Source organism: Hyphomicrobium sp. 99, assembly GCF_000384335.2.
GTDB lineage: Bacteria > Pseudomonadota > Alphaproteobacteria > Rhizobiales > Hyphomicrobiaceae > Hyphomicrobium_B.
The window spans coordinates 3,917,057-3,939,817 of sequence record NZ_KQ031382.1; the positions used below are offsets into that span (position 1 = coordinate 3,917,057).

23 protein-coding genes, 1 tRNA gene and 1 pseudogene are annotated in these 22,761 nt (G+C 58.1%); 18 read left to right on the forward strand and 7 right to left on the reverse strand.

The window, feature by feature from the left end; genetic code table 11:
* Nucleotides 1-7 precede the first annotated feature (7 nt).
* From G359_RS18840 to G359_RS18865, 6 genes are read left to right on the forward strand one after another with little or no spacing between them, the layout of a single operon-like run.
* Entirely contained in the window at nt 8-793 is a 786-nt protein-coding gene (locus tag G359_RS18840; RefSeq protein ID WP_045837365.1) for an ABC transporter ATP-binding protein, read from the forward strand.
* 18 nt (nt 794-811) lie between these two features.
* The gene (locus G359_RS18845) at nt 812-1,582 is read left to right on the forward strand and encodes an SDR family NAD(P)-dependent oxidoreductase (RefSeq protein WP_045837366.1); all 771 of its coding nucleotides are present in this window, start codon (nt 812-814) and stop codon (nt 1,580-1,582) included.
* Entirely contained in the window at nt 1,579-2,295 is a 717-nt protein-coding gene (locus tag G359_RS18850) for an SDR family NAD(P)-dependent oxidoreductase (protein ID WP_045837367.1), read from the forward strand. The genes G359_RS18845 and G359_RS18850 overlap by 4 nt, the downstream gene beginning before the upstream one ends.
* 12 nt (nt 2,296-2,307) lie before the next feature.
* Nucleotides 2,308-3,096, forward strand: coding sequence for a creatininase (locus G359_RS18855; protein WP_045837368.1), 789 nt, complete (start codon nt 2,308-2,310; stop codon nt 3,094-3,096).
* Entirely contained in the window at nt 3,093-3,686 is a 594-nt protein-coding gene (locus G359_RS18860) for a DUF1989 domain-containing protein (protein ID WP_045837369.1), read from the forward strand. The genes G359_RS18855 and G359_RS18860 overlap by 4 nt, the downstream gene beginning before the upstream one ends.
* Entirely contained in the window at nt 3,683-4,573 is an 891-nt protein-coding gene (locus tag G359_RS18865; protein WP_045837370.1) for a dimethylarginine dimethylaminohydrolase family protein, read from the forward strand. Before G359_RS18860 ends, G359_RS18865 begins: the two co-directional genes overlap by 4 nt.
* Before the next feature lie 105 nt (nt 4,574-4,678).
* Here G359_RS18865 and G359_RS18870 read toward each other — a convergent pair whose 3' ends face one another.
* A complete protein-coding gene (locus G359_RS18870; RefSeq protein WP_045837371.1) occupies nt 4,679-5,452 on the reverse strand; it encodes an FkbM family methyltransferase in 774 nt (257 codons plus the stop codon).
* A 240-nt stretch (nt 5,453-5,692) separates the two neighbouring features.
* On the opposite strand from G359_RS18870, the gene G359_RS18875 reads away from it, so the two are divergent.
* Nucleotides 5,693-6,466 carry a tetratricopeptide repeat protein gene (locus G359_RS18875; protein WP_156150842.1) on the forward strand — a complete coding sequence of 258 codons (774 nt, stop codon included), beginning with the start codon at nt 5,693-5,695 and terminating at the stop codon, nt 6,464-6,466.
* Between the two features lie 276 nt (nt 6,467-6,742).
* Here G359_RS18875 and G359_RS20655 read toward each other — a convergent pair whose 3' ends face one another.
* On the reverse strand, nt 6,743-6,958 hold the full coding sequence (locus G359_RS20655) for a hypothetical protein (protein ID WP_156150843.1): 216 nt from the start codon (nt 6,956-6,958) through the stop codon (nt 6,743-6,745).
* Nucleotides 6,959-7,132: 174 nt separating this feature from the next.
* Between G359_RS20655 and G359_RS18880 the strand changes: the two genes are divergently transcribed.
* The 4 genes and pseudogenes from G359_RS18880 to G359_RS18890 all read left to right on the forward strand — a co-directional run bounded on the left by G359_RS18880 (nt 7,133) and on the right by G359_RS18890 (nt 9,889).
* Nucleotides 7,133-7,720, forward strand: coding sequence for a glutathione binding-like protein (locus tag G359_RS18880; protein WP_045837372.1), 588 nt, complete (start codon nt 7,133-7,135; stop codon nt 7,718-7,720).
* 195 nt (nt 7,721-7,915) lie between these two features.
* Nucleotides 7,916-7,984 (forward strand): annotated as a pseudogene (locus G359_RS21060) (KGG domain-containing protein); the annotation flags it as partial.
* A gap of 37 nt (nt 7,985-8,021) precedes the next feature.
* Nucleotides 8,022-8,390, forward strand: coding sequence for a hypothetical protein (locus tag G359_RS21005; RefSeq protein WP_245280151.1), 369 nt, complete (start codon nt 8,022-8,024; stop codon nt 8,388-8,390).
* Nucleotides 8,391-8,635: 245 nt separating this feature from the next.
* On the forward strand, nt 8,636-9,889 hold the full coding sequence (locus G359_RS18890; RefSeq protein ID WP_045837374.1) for a Zn-dependent hydrolase: 1,254 nt from the start codon (nt 8,636-8,638) through the stop codon (nt 9,887-9,889).
* A gap of 373 nt (nt 9,890-10,262) precedes the next feature.
* On the opposite strand, the gene G359_RS18895 is transcribed toward G359_RS18890, so the two are convergent.
* From G359_RS18895 to G359_RS18905, 3 genes are read right to left on the reverse strand one after another with little or no spacing between them, the layout of a single operon-like run.
* A complete protein-coding gene (locus G359_RS18895; RefSeq protein WP_045837375.1) occupies nt 10,263-11,378 on the reverse strand; it encodes an ABC transporter permease in 1,116 nt (371 codons plus the stop codon).
* Nucleotides 11,379-11,385: 7 nt separating this feature from the next.
* Nucleotides 11,386-14,133 (reverse strand): ribosome-associated ATPase/putative transporter RbbA, encoded by a 2,748-nt coding sequence (gene rbbA, locus G359_RS18900; RefSeq protein ID WP_371199111.1) that lies wholly within the window; start codon nt 14,131-14,133, stop codon nt 11,386-11,388.
* 2 nt (nt 14,134-14,135) lie between these two features.
* The gene (locus G359_RS18905; RefSeq protein ID WP_045838243.1) at nt 14,136-15,125 is read right to left on the reverse strand and encodes an HlyD family secretion protein; all 990 of its coding nucleotides are present in this window, start codon (nt 15,123-15,125) and stop codon (nt 14,136-14,138) included.
* Nucleotides 15,126-15,347: 222 nt separating this feature from the next.
* Between G359_RS18905 and G359_RS18910 the strand changes: the two genes are divergently transcribed.
* Nucleotides 15,348-15,908 carry a sll1863 family stress response protein gene (locus tag G359_RS18910; protein WP_052699464.1) on the forward strand — a complete coding sequence of 187 codons (561 nt, stop codon included), beginning with the start codon at nt 15,348-15,350 and terminating at the stop codon, nt 15,906-15,908.
* 524 nt (nt 15,909-16,432) lie between these two features.
* Here G359_RS18910 and G359_RS18920 read toward each other — a convergent pair.
* Nucleotides 16,433-16,522: transfer RNA gene (locus tag G359_RS18920), tRNA-Ser, on the reverse strand.
* Nucleotides 16,523-16,587: 65 nt separating this feature from the next.
* Nucleotides 16,588-17,625 carry a C45 family peptidase gene (locus G359_RS18925; protein ID WP_045837378.1) on the reverse strand — a complete coding sequence of 346 codons (1,038 nt, stop codon included), beginning with the start codon at nt 17,623-17,625 and terminating at the stop codon, nt 16,588-16,590.
* A gap of 298 nt (nt 17,626-17,923) precedes the next feature.
* Between G359_RS18925 and rplU the strand changes: the two genes are divergently transcribed.
* From rplU to proB, 6 genes are all read left to right on the forward strand, one after another.
* Nucleotides 17,924-18,238 (forward strand): 50S ribosomal protein L21, encoded by a 315-nt coding sequence (gene rplU, locus G359_RS18930; protein WP_045837379.1) that lies wholly within the window; start codon nt 17,924-17,926, stop codon nt 18,236-18,238.
* Between the two features lie 30 nt (nt 18,239-18,268).
* Nucleotides 18,269-18,541 carry a 50S ribosomal protein L27 gene (gene rpmA, locus G359_RS18935; protein WP_045837380.1) on the forward strand — a complete coding sequence of 91 codons (273 nt, stop codon included), beginning with the start codon at nt 18,269-18,271 and terminating at the stop codon, nt 18,539-18,541.
* A gap of 153 nt (nt 18,542-18,694) precedes the next feature.
* Nucleotides 18,695-19,216, forward strand: a complete 522-nt coding sequence (locus G359_RS18940) for a GNAT family N-acetyltransferase (protein WP_045837381.1) — start codon at nt 18,695-18,697, stop codon at nt 19,214-19,216.
* Entirely contained in the window at nt 19,213-20,253 is a 1,041-nt protein-coding gene (gene obgE / locus G359_RS18945) for a GTPase ObgE (RefSeq protein WP_045837382.1), read from the forward strand. Before G359_RS18940 ends, obgE begins: the two co-directional genes overlap by 4 nt.
* A 105-nt stretch (nt 20,254-20,358) precedes the next feature.
* Nucleotides 20,359-21,456: a calcium:cation antiporter gene (locus tag G359_RS18950; RefSeq protein WP_045837383.1), complete on the forward strand. Its 1,098-nt coding sequence runs from the start codon at nt 20,359-20,361 to the stop codon at nt 21,454-21,456.
* 143 nt (nt 21,457-21,599) lie between these two features.
* Complete coding sequence (proB, locus tag G359_RS18955) at nt 21,600-22,760, forward strand: glutamate 5-kinase (protein WP_197077614.1); 1,161 nt, start codon at nt 21,600-21,602, stop codon at nt 22,758-22,760.
* Nucleotide 22,761: the final 1 nt, after the last annotated feature.

Sequence of the window (22,761 nt, forward strand, 5' to 3'; positions counted from 1 at the left end):
GCGCAACGTGGCTCCCGCTCCCTACCTCGAATTCGACGGCGTCGCTAAATATTTTGGCAATCTCGAAGTCGTCGCGCCTTCATTCAACCTGACGATCCAACGCAACGAATTCGTCGTCTTCCTCGGACCATCAGGCTCGGGCAAGACCACACTGATGCGCATGGTTGGCGGCCTCGAAACACCGAGTTCCGGCGAAATACGCCTCGACGGACAACCGATCGGCGCTCCCGATCGCGAGCGCGGCATGGTCTTCCAATCCTATTCTTCGTTTCCATGGCTGACAGTCGCCCAGAACGTCGCTTACGGCATGAAGTACCGGCTCGACCTGACGCCCGAGCGCAAGAAAGCGCGGCTCGATCACTATCTCGCTCTCGTCGGCCTGACAGACTTCGCAGACTTCTTCCCGAACAAAGTTTCGGGCGGCATGCGTCAGCGCATAGCCATTGCCCGCACGCTCGCAGCAGGCTCCGAAGTTCTCCTGATGGATGAACCCTTCGGCGCGCTCGATGCCCAACGGCGCGAAGCCCTGCAGATCGAATTGCGCCGCATCCATCGCCAAGATGCCAAGACCATCATCTTCGTCACCCACGACGTCGACGAAGCGGTCTTTCTCGCCGATCGCATCATCGTTTTCTCGAAGCGGCCCGCGCGGATGCTCGAAGACGTCGACATCTCGGCGGAGCTGGGGCCGGATCGCACGCTCGAACTCCGCGACAGCGAAAAGTTTTTCAAACTTCGAACGCGCATCTTGAAGTTCGTACGCGCGGCGACTGGGGAAGAAGAAAAAGTATAGGACCCCGAGGACGTAACAGTGATCAACCTTCAAAACAAATCGGTGCTCGTGACGGGCGCCAGCCGGGGCATCGGTTTTGCCATAGCGGAAGGCTTTGCAATTGCAGGCGCCGATGTTGCAATTCTCGCCAACGACGACCTCGTCCACGATGCAGCTGCGCGTCTCACGGAAACATGCGGCCGGCCCATCAAATCCTTCTTCACCGACATTACCGACAAGGCGGCGCTGCAAGCCGCGTTCGCCGAAATCACGACGCTTGATGTGTTGGTGAACAACGCGGGCCTCGAACTCATCACGCCGGTAACAGATCCGAGCGACGAAGTTGATGCCACCTTCGCCCGCATTATCGACATCAACGTGCGCGGCACCTGGAACGTCACGCGCGCGGCGTTGCCCCTGCTGAAACCGGGTGCTCGTATCATCAATACGGCGTCGGTCTGGGCGAAAAGCGCCGTCGGCGAATTCGCTGCCTACATCGCCTCCAAACACGCTGTCGTCGGGCTGACCCGCACATTCGCGCGCGAGCTTGGGCCACGCGGCATCAACGTCAACGCCGTGTGTCCCGGATGGGTGCGAACCGTCGCCTCGGTACGCTCGGCGAAAGCGATGGCCGAACGCACTCATCGTAGCGAAGCCGATATTTTCGCCGATGTCGTCGCGGCCCAAGCACTGCCCGGCTTGATGGAGCCGCCCGACGTCGCGGGGCTCTATCTATTTCTCGCGAGCGACCTTGCGAGCAACATCACCGGACAAGCGATCGGCGTCGACCGTGGGGAATTTCTAGGATGAGCACGCTGCAGGATAAGAAAATTATCGTCTCCGGCGCAGCGAGCGGCATAGGTCTCGCCATCGCCGATCTCTTCGAAGCGAAGGGCGCGCGCGTCGCGCGGTTCGATCTCAAACCGATTTCCGCTGGCACTGGCCCGTCGTTCGCACTCGACATCACGGACGAAGCGCAAGTCGTGGATGCGGTTAAAGCCGCGGACGAAGCCCTCGGCGGCGTCGACGTCATGCTCAATACCGCTGCGATCTTTCTAATGGCGCCGCTTCTCGACACGCCCGTCGCCGACGCGCGCAAAGTTCTCGACGTCAATCTAATCGGCACATTCCTGATGGTCCGCGAGTCCGTGCGCGCCATGAAGAAGCGACGCAACGGCGGCAGGATCATCCTGTTTAGTTCTGAACTCGCTCAGCTTGGTCGCGAAGAACATGCAGCCTATTGCGCGTCGAAAGCGGGCATCAGCGCCATGGTGCGCTGTTGGGCGAAGGAATTCGGGCCGGATATTCTCGTCAATGCGGTCGCTCCCGGACCGACGGACACGCCGCTTCTCGACTTCGAAAACATGCCGCCCGACTGGAAAGCGCTCGAAACTGCCAATCCGTTGCGCCGCATCGGAAGGCCCGAAGAGATCGCTGAAGCGGCGCTGTTTCTCGCTGGCCCCGGCTCGAGCTTCATGACGGGACAGGTACTCGGCGTCAACGGCGGCGCTTCGATGGTTTGAAAGAAGGAAGACATGACCGACCGACTTTTTATGAACGAGATGAGCTGGACCACCTATCAAAAGCGAATTGAAGGTGGCGCTCTCATTCTTTTGCCGGTGGGAGCAACCGAGCAGCACGGACCGCACTTGCCGATGGGAACAGACGTGATGCTGGCAACGGCCGTCGCGGTCGACGTTGCCAAGCAGCTCGACGCGATCGTCGCCCCCGCTGTCGCCTTCGGGTACAAATCGCAGCCAAAAATGGGCGCTGGAAATCATTTCTGCGGCACCACCAGCCTCGATGCCGATACGCTCGCGCATCTGCTCCGCGACGTTATCAAGGAATTTGCGCGTCACGGCGCCCGTCGGCTCGTCCTCATTAACGGCCACTACGAGAACATGATGTTCACCATCGAGGGCATTGACCTGGCGATGCGGGAACTCTCCTACATGGGCATACGCGACATGGAGATTCTGCGGCTGGAATACTGGGACTTCACGCGAACGGAAACGATCGAAAAGATTTTTCCTGAAGGCTTCCCCGGATTCGCTCTCGAGCATGCGGCCGTGATGGAAACGTCTCTCATGCTCTACCACCACCCTGATCTCGTCGACATGACGGCGTTGCCCACGGACAAGCCCGCGGAATTCCCGCCGTACGATGTCTATCCGACGCGAACCGGATGGGTGCCGTGCTCCGGCGTGCTCTCACCTGCCCATGGCTGTGACGGGGAGAAGGGCAAGCTCCTTGCAGCCGATTACGCGATCGGCGTCACCGAGGCGATCCGCAAAGAATTTCCAAGCATAAAGGTGAAGGCATGAGCGGGCTTCAAGAACTTCCTGCGCGAAAGGGGCGCGCCGTCGCTCTCAAAGCCGGACAATCGATCCGCATCGTGAATACCCACGGTCATCAGGTTGTGGACACTTGGGCCTTCAACGCGCAAGACCTCGGCGAATTTCTCTCCATGGAACACATGCGCGCAGCGATCGATCGCGTCCGCCCGAAGCCCGGCGATAAGCTGGTGACGAACAAGCGCCGGCCGATCCTCACGCTCGTTGAAGATACCTCGCCCGGCGTCCACGACACCTTCATCGCCGCGTGCGACATCTATCGCTATCAGGGACTGGGCTGCACGGAATACCACGAAAACTGCGCCGATAATCTCCGGTCCGGAATGGCAGGCATCGGCTTAACGCCGCCGGAAGTGCCTTCACCGCTCAATCTCTGGATGAACATTCCGATCAAAGGCGATGGCAGCATCGGTTGGGAAGAACCGGTCTCGAAGCCCGGTGACTACGTTGTGCTCAAAGCCGAAATGGATTGCATCGTCGCCATGTCCGCATGCCCGCAGGACATCATCCGCATCAATGCCGGCGCGCCGACAGACGCGCATTACGAGGTGCTCGCATGAATTCGATCGCAAAATCCGTCACCAGTTCCGTTCCTTGGGGATTGGATTCCGAAACCGGCGTCCTACGCCACGTTTTGCTCGGCAAACCGGACTTCTTCGAGTGGCGTCCAGTTAGCGCCGTCGCCCGGCACACGCTGTCGCTCGGTCTGAAATTCGACGCTCAACTCGCCATGTCGCAACATCGTGAGATGGTGGACGTCTACGAGCGCGCGGGCGTGGAATGTCATTGGCTCGACGCGAGACCCGAGCTGAAGTACGGCGTCTTCGCACGCGACTCGAGCGTCATGACGCCCTTCGGCGCCGTCATCACCATGCCGCAGACGCGTTTTCGCCGTGGCGATTACGCGTTGACGTTCAAGTTCTACATGGAATCTGGAATTCCGATCTGGAACATGAGCACCGCCGGACATTTCGAAGGCGGCGACTTCATGGTGGTGAGGCCCGGATTCGTTTTATGTGGCTACGGCGGCGAACGCTCCGAAAAAGAAGGCGCGGAGCAAATGTGCGAATGGTTTCGAGCCGAGGGATGGGAAGCCTACCCGGTTCCGTTCCCACCGCACTTCGTGCATCTCGATGTTTCAGTCGGATTCATCAACGATAAGCTCGTAGCCGTGGCGCCGGATGCGCATCAGCCCTGGTTCCTCGATCTTTTGAAATCGAAGGGCTACGAAATCCTGCCCGTCTCCTATTACGACTCGACGCAGCTTGGCACGAACATCGTTGCCCTCGGAAACGATCGCGTTCTTTCGACAGCAGCGAACAAGGATCTCAACGCGCGCATGCGAGCGCTCGGAATCGAAGTCTACGATCCGGATCTTTCCATGTTTACGCTCGGCGGCGGCGGACCGCATTGCCTTTGCCAGGCACTCAAGCGCGACCCATTATGAACACAACGGCCGAACGCCCAGCTTAACTCCCGTTTGCGGCCGAAACCCTTGTTATTGGAAACCGAGCGTTCCGGTCGGCGCCTTGCAAAGCGATCCGGGCGAGCATCAAGCCGCTGCCGCCCGCTCCGCTTCAAGTTCTGTCGCCAAAACATCGCGTATCGAGCGAGCGTCGTGACCCGGCTTGAGATCCAAGACGATGTCGTCGACGCAACCATGACGAACCATGTTGTTCAGAACGAAGAGGCGGGCGTCGATCGTTGACACCTCTCCGTCTTCATCGATCTCGAAAACATCAAACAATTTCCAGATCGTCTCGGCAAAGGACAAGGGACTTCGCTTTGCCTTGAACGCGATCGCAACAGAATTGAACTCCATGAAAATCACGGGCCGATCGCGAACAAGAGTTTCGGCAGCGCCAGCGAGAACATGCGCTTCATAACCTTCAATGTTCAACTTCAAGAGATCTAACGGCGAATCGAGTGTCGCCGACCAATCATCGATCGTCTCTATCGTGACGCGCGTGGTTGGATCACGAAGTGCGGTTCCCGAAGGTGCGCCCACAGCACGCTCCACGACGGTTGTATTCGTCAGGGCATTCGCTGACATATTCCGGCGCAGGTACAGCGCGTTTTTGGGCGAAGCCTCAAAAGCATGAACGTGGCCATGAGGACATGCGAGCGCCAAGCTTGCCGTCGCAAGCCCGATCCCGGCACCGATTTCTAAACATGTACTCGCCGGATGCAGATGCCGGGCTGCGAATTGCAGCAAGTGACGCTGACCGGCGCCTTGCGAGAATTCCCATAGGTTCTGGAAAAAGTAATCGCCCTCGTCGCCTTCAAAATCCAACATACGGCCGGCCAGGGCAACGCGCTGCTTCATGGCAAAAAATCCGCGACAACAGGATGAAAATGAATTCCCGCATCACCGCAGTATGAACCTTCAACGGATTGATTGAATTAACATCGGCCAACAAAACCGAAATACTGCAGCAGTTCCGGGACTAATACCCGCGCTGGATATTTCGAAGCGGAGTCACATCAACGACTTGGGGAGATCCAACCCTTCGGTATTGCGCGAACCAAATGTCGAGGTATCATTCCGATTCAGTGCGCGTGTTTTTTGCCCGCCGATATTGCCAAGAATTTTTATTTTGATTTTCAAATTTCATATTTATTTCGGGAAAACCACATGCGTTATATTGCAACGCTCATCCTATTTTTTCTTGCCTGCAACCCAGTCCTTGCGGACGCAGCGCATGACTGCGATTCTGGGCCCACACCTGACACGCATATTACGGGCTGCTCGATCCTTATCGAATCTTCCCCGGACAATCCGCGCAATCTTGCCATCTATTATGGAAACCGTGCGCTCGCTTATTTCGCTAAGCACGATTTCGAGCACGCTTTGTCCGACTTCACCAGCGCGGCAAAGTTGATCCCGGATCCCTATTACTACGTCGGCCGAGGAATTGTGTACGCGGCCATGGGCGATTGCGACCGCGCGATAGACGATTATGATGAAGCAGTTCGATTAGAACCCTATTATCCGAGGGTCTACAACAACCGCGGAAACTGCTTGCGGAAGAAGGGCGATCTCAATGCCGCCATATCCGATTACACCCGCGAAATAAAAATCAACCCCAACGAGTCGGTTGTATATTTCAACCGCGGTGTAGCCTTGAAAATGCAAGGCAAGTTTGGAGATGCCATCGCTGATTTCAGCAAGGCCGTTACTCTCAATCCGAAATACGCGATAGCGTACTTCGTTCGCGCCGACACCTACATCGACGAAGGGGATCTAGACTCGGCAGATCGCGATTTTAAAACCGCTTCAATGCTCGACCCAAGCTTGGATCGCAAGAGTACGCACTTGGAGGTGCCACCCATCAACTGATGGGTGCTACCTGAAATTTGCCGACGGAAAAATTGCTCGCATCGACGAGCCACGCCACAAAAATATGAGATTGCGAACGCGTCTGAAGAAGCACACCCCTATGGGCTATCAGAGGCGACGTACATTCTGGGAATCTACACGCTAGAAATTTTTGCGCCGTAGAAGCATCATTAAATAGATCTACTGCCGTTACTCTTGACGCCTGGCAGCCGTCGCCTCACCTGCACTGGGGTTGGCGGCCCCAAAATCAGTGAGGCCGCCCTCATAGTAACGACCTCAAGTGCGGTGGTCGCAGTGTATCCAGCCAAATAGTCGGTCACCGATTCTTTGCGTCCGGTAGAAGGCTGCATTCGCGAGGTTCATCGTGCTATTATAAACGTCGCCGACACCCGACCGCGCCTTATCCCAACCGAGGCAATGCGCCTCCGATGCTGCAGGCGCGGAGATTGTCGCAAAACCGACGAGGACTGCAAATATGAGATTTTTAGACATGCATGAAGCTCCTTTAGCTACGCAGTAATTCAGCGAGACTAAGCCGCAGTTTGCAAACGACGAGCGCCGTCGCTTTTTTTGGTTAGTCGTGAATTAAGCCGGCGAACGAGCATAAAAATCTTGAAACCCCGGCTGCGCTCAAAACGTTGAGCATTGAAGCAGCGGAGTACATTCATGATTCTGTATTACTCACCTGGAGCCTGCAGCCTCGCAGACCACATAGCGTTGGAAGAAGCCGGCAGGAAGTTCGCCCTGGCAAAGGTGGATTTGAAAACACATAAGCTCGAAGACGGGCGTTCCTACCTGGATATCAATCCCAAGGGTTACGTTCCGGCGCTTCAATTCGATGACGGTCAAGTTCTTACTGAAAACATCGCCATTCTCACTTTTATCGCCGACAATTACCCTGGGCTCATGGCTCCGGGGCAATTCGGCCGTTACAGACTTCTCGAGAAGCTCGCGTTTATCTCAACTGAAATTCACAAGTCTTTCGCGCCCATTTTCAATCCGGCTGCAACCGAGGAAGAGAAAGCAACCGCCGCTGGAAAGGTTCGCAAAAGACTGGACGAGATCTCTACGCAACTGACGGGCCCATATCTCTTCGGCGAGCATGCCACTGTCGCTGATTTCTATCTCTTCGTGATGCTGCTTTGGGCTGAGAAGAATAAAATCGAAATCCCGAAGTCGCTGAAGACTCTTGCCGAGCATATCCGAGCGCGCCCCACGGTGGAAATCGCACTCAGGCAGGAAGGCCTCGCGTGACTGGGCACCGAACACCTTTTCCATTTTAGGCAATTTAGATGCGCCCCGCCCGCCAACAGAACTCATACCTGATAGAACGTGCTGGACGCATAAACGGGCGCCCTACCGAACTTTATCAGCACCTGCCGCAACTCAAGACGGCCTGCCGAGTAGTTCAGTCGTTCAGCTTAAATCACATTAGAAAGGATTTTTGCGATGGCTGGAAACTTCAAGAACGACCCAGCAAAGGCCTCCGAGGCCGGTAAAAAAGGCGGTCAGCACTCGCACGGAAGTCATCAGCAGGACCAAAGCCACATGAGCAGTGGTCAGCAAGGCGGCAGCAGCGGCTCCTCTGGCCAGCACGGTGGCACTCCTGAGCGGCACAGTGAAGCCGGAAAACACAGCGAAACCGGGAAGCACAATGAACCCGGAAAACCAGGCCACAAAGGCCGCTAAGAATATTTTTCTTTTCCATTGGGATGGCCTCGGCCATCCCTTTTTTTTAATCGCACCGGAAAAGATCCGGACGCGAGGCTCGACCGAAATTCAAGAGCGGGGAACTGGTAACCGGCTAATCCTTCCCGCGATGGAAGGTGCTTTCAACCCGCTCTACCGAGCGGGTAATGATACCGCCCCGCATGGTCTTGTCAGTCTTTCTTTCCGTCGAGATAGCATTTGGCCTGATGGCTGAAAAAGCGGAAGCTCGTCCAGTTCATCATCTTCGTCATCGATGACATCGTAGCGTTCGACCCGTCGATGATTTGCGAGCCATTGTAAAATTTCCTGGCGGCGAAGGGTCCCCGGCGCGCCGGGACGACCTAAACAGGTTTGGCGATCGCTCAAGACTCCCACTCGCAAGAATGCCGAAGGGAGTTTTTTCTCAATTGCAATCAGTTGATTTGCAGTTAGTGTGCGCTGCCAAATCTCTGGAATGCCATGCCGACCAATCTCAGCATCAATCCGCGACGCCTGTGGGACAGCTTGATGGATACCGCCAAGTTCGGCGGCACCGAAAAGGGCGGCATTCGCCGGCTCGCGCTCTCGGATGAAGACCGGCAAGTTCGCGACTGGTTCAAAGCTCAGTGCGAGGCCCTTGGCTGCACGGTGCGGACCGATGAGGTCGGCAACATGTTCGCCGTCCGGCCCGGACGCGATAATAACCTCGCGCCAATCGCCATGGGATCGCATCTCGATACTCAGCCGACAGGCGGCAAGTTCGATGGCGTGCTCGGCGTCCTTGGTGCGCTCGAGGTGCTGCGGACACTGCATGAGCGGGATTATGAGACGAACGCGCCGATCGAGGCCGTCAATTGGACGAACGAGGAAGGCTCGCGATTTCCGCCGGCCATGATGGCTTCGGGGGTTTTCGCAGGAGCGTTCCCGCCGGAATACATCTACCAACAGACCGACCGGGACGGCGTCACGTTTCTCGAAGAGCTCGAGCGGATCGGGTATCGCGGGTCGATGAAGGCCGGTGATCACAAATTTTCGGCCATGTTCGAGCTTCACATCGAGCAAGGACCGATCCTCGAAAACGAGAAGAAGATCATCGGAATTGTGACCGGCGTGCAAGGCATGCGCTGGTACGAAGTTACGGTGAAAGGCGAGGACGCCCATACCGGCGCCACACCGATGTCTCTCCGCAAGAACGCGCTCGTCGGTGCGGCCCGCATGATCGAGGCGGTGGACGCAATCGGTCAAAAGCATCAGCCCGGCGTCGCAACCGTCGGCCTCATCGAGAACAAGCCGAACAGCCGCAACGTCGTGCCGGGCGAGGTCTTCTTTACAGTCGACATGCGCCATCCCGACGAGGATGCTCTCGATGTCATGGAAGCGGAATTGCGCGCGGCGCTGGCAGCGAGCCTCCCTCCCCTTCAATTGAGCTACGAGGAAAAGCGGATCTGGTCGTCGCCGGCGGTGAAATTCGCGCCGGAGTTGATCGATTGCGTTCGCCGCGCTGCTGCGAAATCGGATTTCGGCATGCGCGACATGGTTTCGGGCGCCGGTCACGACGCGGCCTACATCGCTCGCGTCGCGCCGACGACGATGATTTTCGTGCCGTGCGAAGGCGGCGTCAGCCACAACGAGGCGGAATCGACAAGCTTCGATGAATGCGCCGCGGGGGCACAGGTGCTTCTCGACGCGGTGCTCGCCTACGACGAGATGCTAGCAGGCGGTATGACGGAATGATCGAAAACCCGGTGCCTTGGCCAAACGGTGCTCGTTGCGCCGTGGCGTTGACCTTTGATATCGATCGAGAAAGCCCGCTGCATCACCCAATCGCCGGCGCCCGATGAAGCAGCGGGCAAGAGCGAAGCTGACTCCCTCTGGCCAATTCTGCGCAAGCCATACCCGGCACGTCGCAGGAGGCGCGAATTTCTCGCGCGAGACTAAGGCCATCATCGCGGCCAAGCGTCAGATCCAAAGTTATAAGGCTAATGGTACCCCGCTCCAGGGCGGCACGAGCGTTCTTGGCATCAGGCGCTTCCATCGACGGCGGGCCAGGAAATCACAGGCTGGTACCCGAAAGTCCCGCGTGACCTGTCCCACCATTTCAGTGCGCCTAGGATGAGATACTGCGAAAACGAAGGAGCGCCAGCGCCAAGAAGAGGCCTCCAATCAAAGCTACGGCAAGAAATTTCGGCCAGACGACGTCAATGCCTGCGCCACGATAAAGAATGGCCTGAGCAAAAGAAACGAAGTGCGTAGAGGGCGAGGCCTGCATTACCGTGCGCAGAAAGGGCGGCATGCTTTCAAGCGGCGTATTGGATCCGGACAGCATGTTCAGCGGAATAGCCACCAGCATGTAGAGTAAGCCAAGTTGCGGCATGGTCCGGGCGATTGTCGCCAAAAATATCCCAATAGCGGTTGCGAAAAACAAATAGAGCGTCACGCCGAACATGAACAACGGCACCGATCCGGCAATGGGAATGCTGAGAAGCTTTTGAACGACAAGCGTCAGCGATAGGCCAACCGCGCCGGTGATTACCAAACCGTTGGCCCAAATTTTCGACATGGCGATCTCGAACGGCGTAAGCGGCATCACTAGGAGGTGATCCATCGTGCCATGCTCGCGCTCGCGCACAACGGCCGCACCGGAAAGAACGATCGCCAGCATCGTGACAGAGTTGATGATGCCCATAACCGATGTGAACCAAGCGGTGGTCACGTTGGGATTGAAGGCGATCCGGACGGAGAGAGTGACGGCTGGCAAAGGAACCGCCCCGGCACGTGAAACGAAATTATTGATTTCGGTGGCAATGATCTGCTGCGCATATCCCGAGCCGATGCCCGCTTGCACCATGGCTGTGGCATCAACAGCGACTTGAAGCGCCGGATTGCGATTACCCAGCACGTCACGTTCGAAGTGCGGTGGAATGTCGATGACGAACGTATATTTTCCGGTGTCCATCAATTGATCGACATCGCGCTCGGCAACGTACTCTGCGGGCTTAAAATAAGGCGGCAGGAACGCGTGGGCGATGCGCCGCGAGAGCTCCGAGTTATCTTCATCGACAATCGCGAGTGAGGCGTTGTGCAATTCCTGCGAATTGCTTTGCGTTTGCGCTATCACCGCGAGCGAGAAGGAATACACGACCAAACCTAAAAGCACCCAATCGCGGAAGAAACTGCGCAATTCCTTGGTTCCGAGCCAATAGATATTTGCGAGCTTGCGCATGGCCCGACTATTTCTCCTGCTTGCGAAGCAGAATGAGACTGAGTCCCGTTAGCGCCGGAACGAACGCGGCCAGCAAGGCTAAGTGCCGGGCGAGATCGGTGAAACCCAGCCCTTTGGTGAAGGTCCCGACACTAATCGGCAGATAATACGTCATCGGAAATAGGCGGCCCATGATTGCTCCCATGCCGGTTATGGACGAGACCGGCGTCATCATGCCCGCGAACATGGTGGCGGGTAACACCGTCAATATGGCGGTACCGAACAAGGCTGCGATTTGAGTGCGAGTGAAAGATGAGATCATCATCCCGTAAGCTGTGGTCGTGGTGACGTAGATCAATGATCCGAGAGCCAACACGCCAAAACTACCCTTCAATGGCACCTTGAAAATAAAAATCGCCATCAGGAACAACATGAGGAAATTGATCATGCCGACAACGATATAGGGAACCTGCTTGCCGAGCAGGAATTCCAAGCGCGTTACCGGCGTCACGTAGAGGTTGATGATCGACCCAAGCTCCTTCTCGCGCACGATAGCCAAAGCCATCAAAATTGCAGGAATCAGCGCGAGCTGCATTGCGATCATAGATGGCACCATGGCGTAGATGCTGTCGAAATCCTGATTGTAGCGGTACCGGATCTCAATATCCGCCGGTAAAGCCGTGCCAGCTAGGCCAATATGGCCCCGGATGGCCGGATCGGAAAGAAACCGCTGGTGCACTCCCTGCATATAGCCATGAATCGTTTCGGCGCGGAATGGCATGGCACCGTCGATCCAGACGCCGACTTCGGTAGGGCGGCCACGTCTGATGTCGCGGCCAAATCCAGGCGGTATTTCGACCGTTGTGGTGACCCGGCCGCTCTTCAAGCGGTTGTGCAAATCTGCATTATCTTTGAGCGGGATTTGCTCGACGAAATAGCGCGAGCCGCGCAATTCGCTGAGGTACGCGCGGCTCTCATAGCTGTCATCTCGGTCAAGTGCAGCGAAAGACAGAGAGTCGACATCAGTCGTAACGCCAAAACCGAACACCAGCATCAGAAAGGCTGTGCCGAGCACGGCGAAGCTTAGACGAATTGGATCTCGAAGCAGTTCGAGCGATTCGCGGATCGTATAGGCCAGCATCCGACGTAAGGAAAACGAGGTTTCGGGGACCCGATTGGTCAGGCGCAACGAACCCTTCCGTTCGATGAGCGGACGTTTGCTCTCGGCTTTCGCGTGCGTCCCATCCGCCTCCTCGAGAAAGAGGATAAAGGCCTCCTCAAGCGAGGCCGCGCCGCGCATCCGCACCAGATTGACCGGTGTGTCCGTGGCCAGCACCCGACCTGCATGCATCAGCGCAATGCGGTCGCAGCGCGCCGCCTCGTTCATGAAATGCGTCGAAACAAAAATGGTGACGCCCCGTCTGCGTGATAGCCCGAGCAGCAATTCCCAGAACTGGTCACGCGCCACCGGGTCGACGCCAGAGGTCGGCTCATCGAGAATAAGAAGTTCCGGATCGTGCACCACGGCGACTGCGAGCGACAGGCGCTGGCGGATTCCAAGTGGCAGATCTTCCGCCAACTTATCTACATACGCTGTGAGGCCGAAGCGCCAAATGAGATCGTCGATGCGCTGTTTCATGACTTGCGGCGACAAATGAAACAGGCGCGCATGCAGGTCGAGGTTCTGCTGTACGGTTAGTTCTGTATAAAGCGAGAAGGATTGCGACATATAGCCGACTCGCAGACGCGCATTAATGTCGCTGGAGTCGATCGGGCGTCCAAGCAAAGTGGCGTGGCCCTCGCTGAACGGCAATAATCCGGTCAGCATTTTCATAGTCGTGGTCTTACCGCATCCATTAGAGCCGACGAAGCCGAAAATTTCGCCCCGTTCGATTTCAAAACTGACGTGATCGACTGCGGTGAAATCCCCAAAACGACAGGTCAAGTCCTGGGCGACAATCACTGGCCTGCCAGCGTAATCCCCGCGCGGCGGAATCTCTAAAGCACGATGCCCGGCCCTGAGCCCTGCGGGAAGCAAAGCAATAAAGGCATCCTCGATTGTGGCTGCGCCGGTTGTTGCCTTTAGTTCGTCGGGCGATCCGGCCGCCAGGATCTTGCCTCCGTTCATCGCGATCAAGAGATCGAAGTGCTCCGCCTCTTCCATGTACGCGGTGGCAACAACGACGCTCATGCCTACGCGGCGCCGGCGTATACGCTCAATCAATTCCCAGAACTGCCGCCGAGAGAGAGGGTCAACGCCGGTTGTCGGCTCGTCGAGGATCAGCAGATCTGGATCATGGATCAGGGAGCAGCACAGGCCAAGCTTTTGGCGCATGCCTCCAGAAAGTTTTTTGGCCAGGCGGTCGGCGAACGGCGAGAGGCCTGTGCTTTCCAGCAATTCGGCAATACGCGCCGCCCGTTCGGCGCGTCCTTGCCTGAACAAGCGGGCAAAGAACTCGATATTTTCTCGCGCGCTGAGGTCTTCATAGAGGTTCTTGCCCAGTCCTTGCGGCATATATGCGATGCGCGGGCAGATCGCAGCGCGGGCGTAAGAGTTAGCCATGTCTGCGCCCAAAACCGAAACCGTGCCAGATTGGATCTGCCGCGCGCCGGATATCAAAGAGAGCAATGTAGACTTTCCGACGCCGTCTGGGCCGATCAATCCGACAATTTTTCCCTTGGGCATGTGCGCCGTTACATCATCTAATGCGACGACTTTCGAGTATTCGTGGGTCACATGTTCGAGCCGGACGACTGAAGCGTCGCCCTCATTCATCGTCATGACCTGACCTGAAGCCGATCCGGCCACGCGGTCTTCGGATCCATGAGGACATAGGCAACACCCGGCAAGCCACTTCTGACAACATCGGCATGGGCGCTCGAACGAGCCGGATCTATCCGCACGCGGATACGAAACATGAGCTTGTCCCGCTCAGTCTGGGTCTCGACCATTTTCGGGGTGAACTGGGCTTGGTCGGCGATGAAGGTCACTTTTGCCGGGATTGGATTATCGGGATAGGCATCCAGAACAATGCGGGCATCATCGCCAATCTTCACCTGCCCGGCAGCCAGTGTTGGCAAGTAGATGTCCATGTAAACATACCCGACATCGAGCATGGTGAAGACCTTGCCACCGGCGGGCAATACCTCGCCGGTATTTGCGATGCGGTATGCGATACGCCCGTTACGTGGCGCAACGAGCGTATTGTCGGCTATGTTTACTCTATAGAATTCGACGTCGTGATTAGCCGCATCCAGGGCGTGCTCTGCCTCGGTTACGCGCTCACGTGCGGCCAGTTCGCCTGCCTGCGCGCCTTGAAGCGCCTGTTGGCGCTGATCATAGACCTCTCTCGTGACCCAACCTTGCTTAAGTAGCGTGCTCGATCGATCCATCTGCTGTTGGGCGAGAACGACTTGAGTGTGCTGCTGATCAAGGTTGGCCTTGGCTTCGCTGACCATCCTCGTCGACTGCGCGGCCTGCGCCTCCGCTTTTTTCAAGGAGGCTTCTAGATCGCGGGTGTCCATCACGGCGAGAACCTGACCAGCCGTCACTCTGTCGCCTTCATCGACGCGAAGCTCAAGAATACGCCCTGCGAATTTCGTCGCTATATCGATGGGATCAGCCTCAATGCGACCGTTGCCCATGGCGATGCCGAGAGGCAGTGGCGGAGTCCGATGTGACCACCAATAAGCGGCACCGCCAGCAGCTCCGGCGATGAGCACCAGTACGATTGCCATTCTTTGCCAGCGGGGCGCGCTTTTGCGCATCCGATCGGATGCAAGCCCCGGCAGCCTTTCGCCCGGCGCTTTCGCGACGGGAAGTTCTGGCACTATAGCTGGCACCAAATCCTTGGACGGCGGATCAACTTTACTGTCAGCCTCAATCGGTTCCTGCATGTTCTAACAAGCTTTCCCGTAGACCATCGTGATCTCATGTTTCTGGAGCAATCGTTTAGAATGACAATAATTCCAACGGGCCGCTCTTGAGCGATGGTCATTCAACTGACACACCACAGTCTAGGCACCGTTGCAAACGTAATCCCGAGCCTAGCCAAGGGCTCTCCCCCCCAACCAAACCAGCGCAATCAGAATAGGTCGGACCGCGCTGCACGAGATGACTTCTTTAAGGCGATCAGGGAGCATGGGCAGGCGAGCGAAGCTGTCATCGCGCATTCGAAGACGGAACTACAGACGCAATGGGCTAAGTTCGAATCGAGCGTATCGTCATTTCTTAACGCGACAGATCAACAGGCCAAGGAGCAAGAGGCGGCATTTCGTGCCCGCGCTGATGCACAACGCAAGGCCTGGAAGGAAGCGATTGATAAGCTGCACAGCAGCGCAAAGAACTTCGCTGACAATCGCCGCGAAGAGGTGGAAACAGCGGTGAAGCATATGAAGGTCGATGCCGACGCGGCAAGGGCCAAGCTGGAAAAATTGAGAAAAAGTGGAAGCGAATCCTGGGCGGCAATGCAATCAGTTCTCACCGAGACGCGCGCTGCCTGGGACAAGGCTAATCAGGCTGTTCACGAGTCCCTTAAACGCGCTGCATGACCGAATTGCGGGCCGAACCGATCCTCCGGCCCGCGCGCACTACGGGTGCGCGCGTGATTTGGTGAAACCTGCGTGGGCAGCGATGCAAAAGCTGACATTGCACGCGTTAGGCAAAGCCCTCCGACTTCGCACCGAAGGGCGCGCAACGATTTACGGCGCCAAGCCGGGAGAAGGCTTGGCGCTTAATCAGCATAGGCGTAACGACCAACCGCAGGCCTGCGCCATCTTCATAAAGGCCAGGTTGCCTGACCTTCACGACCTTCATCGCAGTGAGACGGTTCGCTGTTCTTACGCGGGCTTGACTGAACAAGCGAGTGGCACGCCCCCTCCGATCAACCACCCTATCAATCACCCAAAAAACGGATCATTGGCTGTCAAGCGCTGGCGCGACGAGCGGCATATGAGGAGTCTAAATGCGCTTTCTCGAGAATACAACCAGCGGCAACCGTTGAGAAAATTGTCACTTTCAGTCGTCATCTGGCATTCAAGGGCAGAACACGTAAGACGACGGAAACCGATGGTCTTGGCGGAGAGGGAGGGATTCGAACCCCCGGTACCCTTGCGAGTACTCCGCATTTCGAGTGCGGCGCGATCGACCACTCTGCCACCTCTCCGGAAGCCGTGGCGCCAAAACGGCGAAGTGGGCTTGTAGCTTCGCTTTTCCGTCCGCGCAAGCGGCTCAGAGAGCCGCATCCCAAATGATTTCGAGCGTCTCGGTCGCAGGGCCCGTCGCCTCGTATCCACGCGCGACCAGACGACCCTCTTTGGCATCAGCAACCATCGCGAGACGAGTCTTCTCATTCAACACCGGCGCTGCGAGCCATGCGAACTGCGGATCGAATTGAGGTTCGGTGCCTCTCATCACATCCGCCCGGTCGCGGCTGGCTTCGCCGCGCGACTGACCGGGCCAACCCGCTTCGTCCCAGTGATTGGCAGCCACCGCATCTTTGTCGCGGACGCGCGACGCATGCTCGGTGCGCTCGATAACGGCTGTCTCGTCCGGCGAGATGCCCGCGAGCGTGAAGATCGCCGGCGTCGAAATCGGCCGCTCGCTCAACATCCGGCGCGCCTCAGCGAAATCCCGAGCCTCTTCGGCAACCTTCCGTAAGAGATGAGCGGGCGTCGGATGCGGCATCTTCCAAACGCGACGGCGGTTCGCAGCCCAATCCAAATAGAAAAGCCCGGTCGGATCGCGCATCGGCGCTTGATTGAGAGAGGCGGAAAATCTCCCAGGCGCCATGACTTGTAGAATCCCGGTATAGCCGGGCCACGTCATAACAGCGAACGGCCCAGCCTTCGCGCCGTTGACCTTCGCGCAGACGATATTGCGACCGAGCCCGGGCGTTTTCCAATCCAGGACACGGATGAGCCGTGCCGAACGCCCGTCAGGCGAAGCCGCCGCGCGGCACGTGCAGGCCCATTCGTAATTGATCGAAAAGAAGTATGCGCCCGGCCGGCCGAGCACGCCCGCAATTGCGTCGATCTCATCGAGATGCACGTTGTTCCAGCGCACGAGCCACGCCCGGGAAATCCGGTCGAGGCCGGTAAGAAGCCGCCTCGGATACCGCCGAGTGGCGATATCAAGGAGGGCGTGCGTCTTGCCGGGCGATGCGCGAAGCGTCGCAAGCGGAAAGTCCGGACCGGTTTCGATGACCGGAATATGCTGCAGCTCAGCCTCTTGGGCTTGCGGTTCGGAAGCCGTAGCAGGAACTGCCATAACTGTTCCGTCTGACCCTCGAGTTGCAGACACATTGACCATAAACGGGGCCTGTTTTTTACGAATTACGACGCCGTTTCCGTCGACTAGACATATGGCAGAAACGCCGCACGGCAATTGACAATGATCTTCAATTCGACAATAAACCGGCCCAACCGTGGGCAGGAAAAACCGCCCGCGTTGAATGCGCTGCCCGAGGCTCCCGCTAGCACTGTCTAGCACTCCCTTGAAAGTCCACCGTTTTACGGTGGCGCCATAGGGCGCGGTAACAGGCCTAAAAGGCCGAAAGGACGAAGCCATGTACGCTGTCATCAAGACAGGCGGCAAGCAATACCGCGTTTCCAAGGACGATGTCGTTACGATCGAGAGAGTATCGGGCGACGCTGGCGCCAAGGTCGAGTTCGACCAGGTGCTGATGGTCGGTTCGGGTGCAGACGTTACGATTGGTGCGCCGATCGTTTCGGGCGCTAAGGTCATCGCCGAGCTGGTCAAGCAATCCCGCGGACCGAAGCTGATCGCTTTCAAGAAGCGCCGCCGTAAGAACTCCCGCCGTAAGAAGGGCCATCGTCAGGACCTTTCTGTCGTGCGTATCACCGACATCACAGGCGCGTAACGAGCCGCCGCTCCATTCGAGGACTTTGAAATGGCACAAAAGAAAGCAGGCGGTTCGACACGTAACGGCCGCGATTCCGAAAGCAAACGCCTCGGCATCAAACGTTACGGCGGCGAATACGTCATTCCCGGCAACATCCTTTGCCGTCAGCGCGGAACCCAGTGGCATCCGGGCGCAGGCGTTGGCATGGGAACGGACCACACCATCTTCGCCGTCGAAGAAGGCACGGTCGAATTCGCAACCAAGCGCAACGGCCGCATTTATATTTCTGTGAAGCCCGCCAAGCCCATCGCGGCGGAATAACATTTCTAACTGCACTTGGCGGCGGGCTCCGCGTCAGCGGAGTCGCCAAGTGCAAAGAAAAGCAATGTCCAATGGGGATGGCTCTGCCGTCCCCTTTTGCCTTTTTGAGCGCCCGCTCATATCGTGGACTGAATTTCGCGCTTAACCGAGGCCATGAAAACCGCACGCCTCAATCTCCGAGCCCTCGTCGATGGCGATGCCGCGCGCATCGCTACACTCGCTGGTGATTGGGATGTTGCCTGCATGACGGGCCGCATTCCCTATCCCTACAGCGAGGAAGCGGCCCTCGAGTGGGTTAACGGTCTCGCCGAACGCGAGGAAGTGTTCGGCATCGAACGAAATGGCGATCTGATCGGCATCTGCGGCTTCACAGCAGAAGCGAATGGCGACGCGGAGCTTGGCTATTGGCTCGGCAAGGCCTATTGGGGTCAAGGCTACGCAACGGAAGCCGCTCGCGCGGTCATGGCCTATGGTTTTGCCAAGGCTGGCGTCCGCCGCTTCATTTGCAAGCACCTGACCGACAACGGAGCCTCGGCGCGCGTCATTCGCAAGCTCGGCTTCAGACTGTCGGGCTCAGCGACCGGTTGGTGCGAGGCGCGCCAATGCGAGCTACCCGCACTCTCATACGAGCGCCGTCGTCCCTGGACTATGGCCATTAGAGCTTTGGCATCATGAAATTTCTCGATCAGGCGAAAGTTTACATACGCTCCGGCGCCGGCGGCAACGGTTGCATCGCCTTCCGGCGCGAGAAGTTCATCGAGTTCGGTGGTCCCAACGGCGGCGATGGCGGCAAGGGCGGCGACGTCTATGTCGAGTGCGTGCAGAACCTGAACACGCTGATCGACTACCGCTATCAGCAGCACTTCTTCGCCGAGAACGGCACGCCGGGCATGGGCCAGAACCGCTCGGGACCGAACGGCAAGGACTGCACGGTCAAGGTTCCCCCCGGCACGCAGGTTTTTGCCGAAGACGGCGAAACTCTGCTCGCAGATTTGACGACGCCCGGCCAACGCGTGCGCCTTGCAAAGGGCGGCAACGGCGGCTTCGGCAACGCGCACTTCAAAACCGCGACGAACCAAGCCCCGCGCCACGCCAACCCTGGCCAGCCATCCGAAGAAATGACGATCTGGCTGAAACTCAAGCTCATCGCCGATTCAGGGCTCGTTGGCCTGCCGAACGCCGGCAAATCGACGTTCCTCGCGGCTGTATCCGCAGCCAAGCCGAAAATTGCCGACTATCCGTTCACGACGCTGCACCCGAACCTCGGCGTAGTGCGCGCTGGCGATGTTGATTTCGTGCTCGCCGACATTCCGGGCCTGATCGAAGGTGCACACGACGGCGCTGGTCTCGGCGATCGCTTCCTCGGCCATATCGAGCGCTGCCGCGTTCTTCTCCATCTCGTCGACGTCACCTCGGAAGATGTGGCCGCCGACTACAAAACCATTCGCCGCGAATTGAAGGCCTACGGTAACGGCATCGAGAAGAAGAAGGAGATCGTCGCGCTGTCGAAATGCGATGCGGTCGACGAGGCGACTTTGCTCGAACGCCGCGACATTTTGAAAAAGGCGTCGCGCAAGACTCCGCTGATCCTCTCGGCCGTCTCCGGCCAAGGCGTCAAGGAAGCGCTCTACGCGATCGCGCGCGAAATCACGCGCGCAGACTCAGCCGACGAAGACACCGATGCCGAAGCGGCAGGTCCCTGGCAACCCTAGAGCGCGGCGACGCCGAACGGATCGCTTGCTCCATTCGCGCAACTCACACACAATTGTGCGAGTGAGATTTAAACCGCCAAGACAAGCATCCAGGAAAGACCGCGCATGACCCACCCAGGCCGAACACCCGTTTGGACGTGGGCCGTCCCCGTTTTTGGACTTCTGTTTTTCGTTGTAGCGACCGCCACGGGATACGGCGAGGATTTCGCGTCTCACCCGCTCGGCATAATAGAAACCGCTATTCTCATCCCGTTGCTCATCGGCGCGGTGTTCGCGGCCGTCTATCACGCCGAAGAGGTCGCCCACATCATGGGAGAACCCCTAGGCACGCTCGTCCTGACGATTGCTGTCACGATCATAGAGTTGGCACTGATCGTTTCGCTGATGTTGACCGGCAAGGCGACGCCGACTCTGGTGCGTGAAACCGTCTTCGCGGTCATCATGATCGTCACGACCGGCCTCGTCGGCCTCTGCATCGTCGTCGGTGGCATCCGCTATCGCGAGCAGAGATTCGACGTGACGTCGGTGAAAATCTATCTCGCCATGTTGATCGTGCTGGCGACGCTGACGATCATCCTGCCGAACTACACGATAACGGCGCCCGGAAATCTCTATTCCGAAAGCCAGCTGATATTCGTCAGCACCGTCACCATCGCGCTCTACCTCGTGTTTCTATATACGCAGACGGTCCTCCATCGGGGCTACTTCGTCGGCGAACACACGGAAAAAAGTGACTCCCCTGCCGGCCAAGGCAAGCTCGCCCTCGCGGCGCTTTTGCTTTGTGTTGCATTGGCGGCTGTCGTGCTCCTGGCCAAGCTCATCGCTGTCGTGATTGACGTCGGCGTGTCCAAATTCGATGCGCCGTCGAGCATCAGCGGCGTGATCATCGCGCTGATCGTGCTGACGCCGGAATCGATCGCCGCCGTCAGGGCAGCCCAGAAAGACGATCTCCAGAAGAGTCTCAACCTTGCGCTCGGATCATCGCTGGCAACCATCGGCCTGACGATCCCAGCCATTGCTGCGGCCAACCTCTTCATTAACAAGCCGCTGATCCTCGGCCTCGATACCGGCGACCTCGCCCTCCTCGTCATGACGTTCGCAACGAGCATCCTGACGTTCAGCACCGGTCGCACGAACGTGCTCTTCGGCTTTCTGCACCTCGTGATCTTCGGGACCTTCATGTTCCTGACGTTTGTCCCGTAACGTCGAATTAGCCATTCGGCCCTGCAATTGGTAAAAACCGCTCCGGCATTGCCGTTATGCGGCAGCCGCCCCTTGCCGGAATGCTCACATTTGAAGATAAGCAGGCCACAGCCCGCTTCCCGACGCTTTTTTTCGAGATGGAAATGGTCCGCCCGTCAGCATCCGATGCAACGACGCTCACCGCGCGCCCCGAATGGGCCGAGGCGCAGCGCATCGTGGTCAAAATCGGCTCCGCCCTGCTGACCGACCGCACCACGGGCCGCATCAAATCCGCTTGGCTCAACTCGCTGATGGACGACGTGGCTGAGCTTGCCAAAGCCGGCAAGGAAATCGTCCTCGTTTCATCGGGCTCGATTGCACTCGGCCGCCACGCCCTGAACCTCCCGAAAGGCCCCTTGGAGCTCGAGCAGAGCCAGGCCGCAGCGGCAGTCGGCCAGATCAGCCTCGCCCACGCCTATCAGGAACTCGCCGCCGCGCGCGGACTGACGGCTGCCCAAGTTCTCCTCACGCTCGGCGACACCGAAGAACGCCAGCGCTATTTGAACGCCCGCAACACCATCGAAGTGCTGCTTGCGCTCAAAGCCATCCCCGTCGTCAACGAAAACGATACCGTTGCGACGGCCGAAATCCGTTACGGCGACAACGATCGACTGTCAGCGCGCGTCGCCTCGATGGTCTCCGCCGATTGCCTCGTGCTGCTGTCGGACATCGATGGGCTCTACACAGCCCCCCCGAACGACGACCCCAATGCCGAACACATTCCTCTCGTGACCGAGATTACGCCCGAGATCGAAGCGATGGCGGGCGACGCCGGAACGGAGCTTTCCAAAGGCGGCATGAAGACCAAAATCACCGCCGGGAAGATCGCCCTCGCCGCCGGTACCGACATGGTCATCACCACGGGCAAAATCTACCATCCGCTGCGCGCCATTTCGGAAGGCGCACGCGTCACTTGGTTTATCGCGAAGTCCGACCCGGTCACCGCGAAGAAGCGTTGGATATCGGGCCAACTGGTGCCTAACGGCCAAATCTTCCTCGATGCCGGCGCCGAGAAAGCGCTCCTCACCGGCAAAAGCCTCTTGCCGGCCGGCGTCACCCGCATCGACGGCGCGTTTGGCCGTGGCGACGCCGTGATCATCCGCTCGGCCGACGGGCGCGAACTCGGACGCGGCCTTGTTGCCTATGCGGCGGACGAAGCACGGCGTATCATGGGAAAACGGTCCGGCGAGATTGCCGCGATACTCGGTTACGAAGGACGCGACACGCTCATCCATCGGGATGATATGGCGTTGACGAGGACTTGAA